This is a genomic window from Bilophila wadsworthia ATCC 49260 (genome assembly GCF_000701705.1).
Classification (GTDB): Bacteria; Desulfobacterota; Desulfovibrionia; order Desulfovibrionales; family Desulfovibrionaceae; genus Bilophila; species Bilophila wadsworthia.
Genome location: NZ_JNJP01000199.1, coordinates 1 through 1022, shown reverse-complemented (window position 1 = coordinate 1022; position 1022 = coordinate 1). Strand labels below are relative to the sequence as shown.

Sequence of the window (1022 nt, the reverse complement as noted above, 5' to 3'; positions counted from 1 at the left end):
GTTCTGCGGTGGGCGCATGTAGAATGTCTCATTTCGCCCTCCGTTGACTTGTATAGTCAGGAGGGAATATCCTTCGGCTTGTGGGGCTGGAGGCTATTCCCTCCGCTTCCTAGGGGGCGTTCGGTGTTTGCCGCACCGGGCGTCCCCGCCTTTTTTACGGTTTACGGCAGCAGGCTGAATTGCCCGTCATGCCGCCGACCGTTCCACTCGGGAACGTCGAGGTTGAGGTTTTCCTTGATGAACGCGGCGAGCACCCTGCGATGGCACTCTTCCGGGTTCAGCTCGAAGCAACACAGGATCGGGTCCGGCGTCCGCTTCTCGATCTCCTGAAGGTAGAGCCGCAAGGAGGACGGCGTGGGGAAACGGGATTCCAAGTCTTTCCTGTACGCCGCCTTCCAGTCCACGGCCTTCGGGTCGGACGGGGCGAAACGCTCGGCGCGCGGCCCGTTCCATCCCCTGTGCCATTTGGCGATACAGACTTTTCGTTCTTTCGGGGCCTTGCTCGAAAAGAACGAGGTTTCGATGGGCATTTCAGACTCCTAGAAAGGCACGTCTCCGTCATAGTCGTCGGAGGGTTGAGGGTTTTCTTCCAAAAACTGGCTCACAAGCTGCTCAAGCCGGACGCGCTTCGGCGTGTAGGCAAGGAACATGTCGATCAGGTCGCAGGTGGATTCGAACCCGTATTCGCCCGCCAGCTCGTCCAGAGCGACGCCGCCGTTCTTCACCAGCAGGTTCGGCAGCTTGCGGTTGATGTCCTTGATCGTGTCCCTGTCGTAATCGGCGGCGACGCTGTGGTAATTCACCCTGCGGCGGTTCCAGATTTCGTCGATCACCGCGTACTCGCCGCTGACGGCTTCCTTCGCCAGCTTGCGGGCTTCTCTCTCTGTCATGGCTCTGCTCGTTGACTTTTTGGCGGGCAGGAGCCAGACTCAATCCGTACATGAAGGACTTGGCTCCTTTTCGTATCGGGGCGGTAAGTGGCATTACCGCCCCACTCTTTTATGCAAGGCCGGGGAGCATTA

General features: G+C 59.1%; 2 protein-coding genes. Both read right to left on the bottom strand.

Translation table 11 applies throughout. From position 1 onward, the window contains the following. Nucleotides 1-161 precede the first annotated feature (161 nt). On the bottom strand, nucleotides 162-530 hold the full coding sequence (locus tag T370_RS0122055) for a DUF488 family protein (RefSeq protein ID WP_029437036.1): 369 nt from the start codon (nucleotides 528-530) through the stop codon (nucleotides 162-164). A gap of 9 nt (nucleotides 531-539) precedes the next feature. Beyond that, nucleotides 540-890, bottom strand: coding sequence for a hypothetical protein (locus tag T370_RS0122050; protein WP_029437035.1), 351 nt, complete (start codon nucleotides 888-890; stop codon nucleotides 540-542). Nucleotides 891-1022: the final 132 nt, after the last annotated feature.